The following is a 6,200-nucleotide window of genomic DNA, read 5'->3' on the forward strand; positions in this document are numbered from 1 at the left end:
CCAACCGAGATGCGCCATGTCTCTTCCTGGTCGTCGCCGAAGTCTGTCTCGTGCCCTCGCCTGTCTGATCGCAGCCGTCTCCACTGGACCGGCCATCGCCGATCCGCTGGACGACCATCTCCTCAGGCAATTGTCCTGCATCGATCCGCCCTCACCGCTCGCCGGCTTGATCGCGCTCGAAAATCAGGGGCGCTTCGACGCCTCGCAGGGGGAGCGGCGCGACAGCGCGACCTGCTGGAGCCTGAAGCCGGCGCTCGAACTCGGCGACGTCGCCTTCGACCATATCTGCGCCGCCACCGAGGATCCGCTGCTCATCGCGCAGTTTCCCGCCTTCTTCTGGCGCGGACGCGGAACCTCGCCGGGCGAGACGCTCGTCCTGACCACGAAGGAGCCTGTCGCACGGATGAAGGAATGGGCCGCCGCCCATCTCAGCAACGATGGAATCCCCGTTTCGATCGGCGCCGATGCCTGGGTCGACGGCGAGACGGAGGTGGAATGCCGCAAGACCCTCTCATGGCCGTGAGGCGGTCGCCATGCAGGCCTTTCGACCCTTCCTTTGTATCCCTACGCCCTCACCCGCAATGCCGACAAGGACAAGACCCATGAAATGGCTGCTCGACTGTAGCATCGCGCCACGCCAAGAGGACGACCCCCATGCGCAGACTCGTCGACCATGAGCCTCGCGCTGGCCTGAGAGCCTCCGGCAAGGCCGTTCTCACTGTTTGTCTGGTCGCTGCCGCCGCTTTGCCGGCGCCCTCGACCTTCGCCCAGAGAAAAATTGCCGATCCTCACATGAGCGTCTGGAGCGTGTCCGGTCACTTCACCTTGAACGTCCACGGGACGCTCGAGGATGGAACCGTCTGCCCGCCCTCCGCAAACCGGCTGACGGTCAGCATCGACGGCCCAAGTGGGCGAACCTATGCCCACGGCTTCAGCGTCGACGACGAAAGCCATCCCGCGGCGGCAGAAGTCCTCGGCAGGCGCGGCTTCTGCTCGATCCCTTTCGACGGCGAGATCACCTATCGCTGGCATCATATCAAGCACGCCGTGATCAGGGCGACGATGGTAGGAATGCCAGAGCCCGCTCCGTGAATGCTTGGATAGGGCGGCGTGAAAAACTAGGCTGGGAGCGGCGCCGGTCGGGCTCCCGCGCAATAATATGATTGGTGATCTTCGAATAAATTTCCTGTTTCATGGGTGACGCCTTTCGCCTCAAGGGTTGATGTCCCGGCGCTAAGGCTTCCCCCCTTCCGGAGGGATCTTCCTTTCGTGCCTGAACCCCTGCACAGCGCGAGCGACCCGAAAAACCAAACGCAAAGAGGCGCGCGTCAGCGCAGCCATATTCGGGGCGTTCGATGAAATTCCGGGGATGGGTCAACGGTCTTCTCGGGAACCGTCAGGCGGGCTTGGTGCGAAAAGCGCGCCTTGGCCCGCCTTACGGCGGAAGGCCGTTGACCCGCGGCCGTAGGCGTCCTCCGAATTTCATGTAAGCTGGAAAGCGGGGTTCCAAGCGCGTGACGACGCGCGCTCAGGCAATAAGCCGGGCACCGCTGAAGGCGGAGTCCGTCCTTTGATCTCTGCCAGTGATCGTCACCCGGATGGGCCGAAACCGTCCCCGGCGGGTTCGGTGGACGCGGCCCGCCGCCGGAATAGAGCGCGGTGCGCCAGAGGGCGCGCGGCAGCCAAATTTGCGGACAGCCGTTAAGCGTGCCCGCTCAAAGATTTACGCGGTCGGAGCGAAATCACAAAACTGGCAACGCACGGAATCTTTCCCTCCCAGTCGTTGAAGTGGGGTAAGGTCGTCAGTCCCGTATAGGACGGGTGCGGCCAAGTGGAGTTCGCATGCCCCGGCACCTGTTTGGCCAATCCGGAACGGCAACGGATCTTCCGCCTCACATGGCGGAAGCGATGGAACGTGTTCTGGTCGCAAGCCGGCTCCATCTTGGGATGGATATTGCGTTCATCACCGAGTTTCTCGGAAAGGACCGCATCTTTCGAGGTGTCAGCTCGGCGGAGCCGTCGCCGCTCCGGGCGGGGACCGTCATGCCGATGGCGGCCCGCTACTGCGCTCACGTCATCGCGGGTGGGCTTCCGGAGCTGATACCGGATACAGGACTTGTCCCGCTGTGCCAGGCACTGCCTGAAACCAAATCACTGCCGATCGGCGCGCATCTCAGCGTACCGATCCGCCTTGAAAGCGGGCGGTTATTCGGGACATTCTGTTGCCTTAGCCATACGCCGAGGCCATCTCTGAATGCCAGAGATCTCGAACTGATGCGCATATTTGCAAGTCTGATCGCGTCCGCCCTCGACAATCATCTCGTTGCGGAGCTCGAGCGCGACGCACAATTCGGGGAGCTGCAAGCGGCGATCGAGGCGGGCGATCGCTGCATCGTCTTTCAACCCATCGTGCGAATTTCCGATCTCTCAGTTGTGGGCGTGGAAGCTCTGTCCCGCTTCTGGACGGAGCCGCGCCGGGGACCCGATGTCTGGTTCGAAACCGCCAGCGCGATCGGCCAGGGCCCGAGCCTCGAGCTGCTAGCGGTGCGGAAAGCTTTGCAGGCTGCAGCCAGCCTCCCTGACCATCTCTCCGTGAACGTCAATATTTCGCCAAGCACGATGACTTGCGGCGATGTCGCCGATGCGCTTGGCGGATTTGACCCGCGGCGGATCGTCATCGAGCTGACCGAACATGTTCCGATCGCAGATTATGCCCCCATTCTTCGGGCTCTCCGGCCGCTCCGAAAGAAAGGCATTCGGATTGCCATCGACGATGCGGGGGCAGGCTATTCGAGCCTGCGGCACGTCCTGGTGCTGAAGCCCGACATCATCAAACTCGACACCAGCATGATCCGCACCATCAGTGGCGATCGCACGCGCCAGGCAATGGTCATGGCGCTCGCCCAATTTGCCCTGAAAACGAGAATCCGGCTCGTAGCAGAAGGCGTCGAAACGCAGGCGGAATTCGAGACGCTTCGCAAACTCAAAGTCACGCACGGCCAAGGCTATTACTTTGCCGTTCCGATGGATGTGCAGCATCTTCAGACATTTTGTGCGCAGAGGTTGAAGTACGGATCGGCCTCATAAGCAGGAGCGATTTTTTTGAGTGCCGGGTTGTTCATCGCCGCGAGAAATCGCCGCTTTGGAAGCGGCGCGTGATCATCATTGCAGCAGACTTTCTAAGTCTCTGAGATAAAAGCATTTACCTCCTCATGCTACCGATGGCGTGCTGAGAGGGGGACAGCCATGGTCGCGACGATCGTGACAAGACATCTGCCGATTCTGTTCGTGCTTCCGGTCCTGCTGATCCTGATCGCCACGGGCGGCCTCGTGGCTGCCACCGTCTACTGGTCCGCGAGCGAAACGGATATCGCCTCCCTCAACCGGGAAACGCGGCTGGTTCGGCGGCTCCTCGATGAGAGAATTGCCCGGATCACCAGAGATCAGCTCACCTCGACGACATGGAACGAGGCGCTCAAACGGCTCTCGGTCCCTGTCGACGCCGACTGGCTCGATGATAATCTCGGCGTGTGGATGCATGATTACTTCGGCATCGACCGCGTCTTCATTCTCGACGGCGCCGACCGCTCGCTTTACGCCATGATCGACGGCAGACGCAGGACGCCCGACGCGTATTTCTCGCATGCGTCGCTCATGGAGCCGATCGTGACGGAGATGCGCGAGTTCATGACGTCACCGGCAGCTGCCAGCTCGGGATCGATTTTCTTTCGCAGATACATCCTTCTCGAGAACCGCCCCGCTGTTGTCAGCGTCGCCCCCATTCTCCCGGAATCTGCTGATGAAGGCTCGCTTACGGGGAGCGCGCCGGTTCACATCGCGATCAAGTTTCTCGACCTGGCTTTCCTCGCGGAACTGGGGGAGGATTTAATGATCCTTAAGCCGCGTTTCTCTTGGACAGGCACGTTAGGCCGGCATGAGGCTTCCTTTCCACTGAGTTCGGCACGGGGTGATCTCGGACATCTCGTTTGGACCGTGCAGCAGCCAGGTACGGACATTGTTTCCCAGCTTGCGCCGACGCTGATGATCGCGGGCGGGACGATCCTGCTCCTGGCCGGGCTGCTTCTGCTGCATCTCTACCGGACGACGCTCAGACTTCTTCGCTCGCAGGCCCACATCGCGCATATGGCGCATCATGATCCGCTCACCGATCTCGCCAATCGCTTTTCATTCGAAGCAGGCCTCGAGGAGCGGGCGCGGGAGTTCGAGCGGACCGGCCGCAGCTTTGCCGTCCTCTATCTCGACCTCGACCGCTTCAAGGCGGTGAACGACACGCTCGGGCACCAGGCCGGAGACGAGTTGATCCGCCAAGTCGCCGACCGGCTGCAGACCACGGTTCAACAAACCGATCTCGTCGCCCGCCTCGGCGGAGACGAATTCGCGGTCTTGCGTGATTTTGTTCCGGAGCGTTCCGATGTGGAGCGGCTTGCCAAGACTATTCTCGAAGCGATCGGCCATCCCTTTGTTCTGATGCAGCGGCCCGTCGCCATCGGCATTTCGATCGGCGCCGCCATCGCGGCAAAGGGAGCAGCCAACCAGACCGACCTTGTCCGCCGCGCGGATGTCGCCCTCTACCGGGTAAAGAATTCGGGCCGAAGCGGCTTCCTCCTCTTCGAGGAGCGGATGACCCGCGAAAGCGATGAGATTGGCCCGGCCATCGCCTGATGTCAGGGCTGATGATCTGCGGGGGGTCGAGGTCGAGCGAACTGGCGACAACCGCGCGGCCCGGCTTCTGATGAACAGACCGGCTCATCGTGCAACAGGCCGAAACCAAGCCTCGTTAGTTAGCCGCCAATCTATTTTCATTGGCGACACCCATCTCTGCCCTTCTAAAAAGAGCAGTGAGCGACCGGCGTCCAAACGCGCCAGCCGAAAGATCCTGTCATGCTGATGAGCCTCGGACTTGAACGATGTCTGACATGGCCGCGGCCTGACGAATTTGGGGCAGTGTCGGGGTCCTGCCGGGGGGCGCGCCAATAGCTGCAAAAGCAGCGATCCCATGATTGCTCTGCTGTGAGTTTTGCCGCTCCAGCGAGGACGGAAAGACAGCGCGCAGCGCGAGTGCTGAACGAGCGCAGGGGAGCTAAACGTGATGATCGTCGAAGGCACGTATAGCTGGCTGCTGGTCGTTCTCTCCGTCTGTATCGCGACAGTGGCCGCCTATACCGCTCTCGATCTCGCAGGCCGTGTGCGCAGTGCGGCAGGATGGGTCCGGGTCGGCTGGATCGCGACGGCAGCGATCGCCATGGGTGGCGGCATCTGGTCGATGCACTTCGTTGCCATGCTCGCCTACAGAATGCCGATGGAGGTCGGTTACGACCTCACTCTCACGGCGCTGTCGCTCGCCTTGCCGATCATCGTGACGGGCATCGGATTCATGCTTCTCTGCGATCGTGCGGTGGGCTGGTCCGTTCTTGTCGCGGGCGGCTTCATCATGGGATGCGGCATCGCGACAATGCACTACCTCGGCATGCATGCCATGCAAATGCAGGCGTCGATCGCCTATGATCTGCGATTGGTCGCGGCATCGGTGGCCATCGCCATCGCGGCTTCCATAGCCGCGCTTTGGCTCGCATTTACCGGAACGGTCTCCTCCCGAAAGCTTGCGGCTTCCGGTGCCATGGGCCTCGCGATCTCCGGAATGCACTATACGGGAATGGCGGCCGCGACGATCACGATGGATGCCGATGCTGCCGAAATGGTGAGTGCCCCGGCGCTCGATCCCATGACGCTCGCATCCGCCGTTGCCGCCCTGACCTTCCTGATCCTGTTCCTGGCTCTGCTCGCGTCGATCGTCGATCAGCGCTTCGCCCTCGCGAGTGCACGCGAAGCAGCCGCTGTGCAGAGAAGTCAGGAACGCTTCGTCACCCTTTATCGGCGCACACCTCTTCCACTGCACGCCCTCAATGAGAACGGCTGCATCGAACATGTCAGCGACGTATGGCTCGAGGTGCTCGGCTATGAGTTGGATGAGGTCGTCGGCCGCCCCTTGACCGACTTCATGACGGAAGCCTCCGCACGCCGGCGCGTGGAGGTGGACTGGCCTGCCTTGCTGGCCTCCAGGAAGGTTCGTGGCGTCGAATACCAGTTCGTCACAAAAGACGGGCGGCAGTTGGACTGCCTGCTATCGGCGCATATCGAGCGTGACGCCGACGGCCGGTTCGTCCAGGCATTGTGCGGAC

5 protein-coding genes are annotated in these 6,200 nt (G+C 61.7%); all 5 read left to right on the top strand.

The window, feature by feature from the left end:
- Positions 1–16 precede the first annotated feature (16 nt).
- Positions 17–523 carry a hypothetical protein gene (locus GTK09_RS14885; protein ID WP_163463952.1) on the top strand — a complete coding sequence of 169 codons (507 nt, stop codon included), beginning with the start codon at positions 17–19 and terminating at the stop codon, positions 521–523.
- A gap of 131 nt (positions 524–654) precedes the next feature.
- Positions 655–1,092 carry a hypothetical protein gene (locus tag GTK09_RS14890; protein WP_163463953.1) on the top strand — a complete coding sequence of 146 codons (438 nt, stop codon included), beginning with the start codon at positions 655–657 and terminating at the stop codon, positions 1,090–1,092.
- 804 nt (positions 1,093–1,896) lie between these two features.
- A complete protein-coding gene (locus tag GTK09_RS14895; RefSeq protein WP_163463954.1) occupies positions 1,897–3,087 on the top strand; it encodes a sensor domain-containing phosphodiesterase in 1,191 nt (396 codons plus the stop codon).
- 159 nt (positions 3,088–3,246) lie between these two features.
- On the top strand, positions 3,247–4,683 hold the full coding sequence (locus GTK09_RS14900) for a diguanylate cyclase domain-containing protein (protein ID WP_163463955.1): 1,437 nt from the start codon (positions 3,247–3,249) through the stop codon (positions 4,681–4,683).
- Between the two features lie 427 nt (positions 4,684–5,110).
- On the top strand, positions 5,111–6,200 hold a 1,090-nt coding region (locus GTK09_RS14905; protein ID WP_246217920.1), incomplete at its 3' end, for an MHYT domain-containing protein.

Origin of the sequence: Jiella pacifica, from assembly GCF_010500815.1 — a bacterium.
Taxonomy (GTDB): Bacteria; Pseudomonadota; Alphaproteobacteria; order Rhizobiales; family Rhizobiaceae; genus Jiella; species Jiella pacifica.

Bases quoted from the DNA above. Each gene is read 5' to 3' on its own strand.
- GTK09_RS14885 (WP_163463952.1), top strand. From the start codon at position 17: ATGTCTCTTCCTGGTCGTCGCCGAAGTCTGTCTCGTGCCCTCGCCTGT.
- GTK09_RS14890 (WP_163463953.1), top strand. From the start codon at position 655: ATGCGCAGACTCGTCGACCATGAGCCTCGCGCTGGCCTGAGAGCCTCC.
- GTK09_RS14895 (WP_163463954.1), top strand. From the start codon at position 1,897: ATGGCGGAAGCGATGGAACGTGTTCTGGTCGCAAGCCGGCTCCATCTT.
- GTK09_RS14900 (WP_163463955.1), top strand. From the start codon at position 3,247: ATGGTCGCGACGATCGTGACAAGACATCTGCCGATTCTGTTCGTGCTT.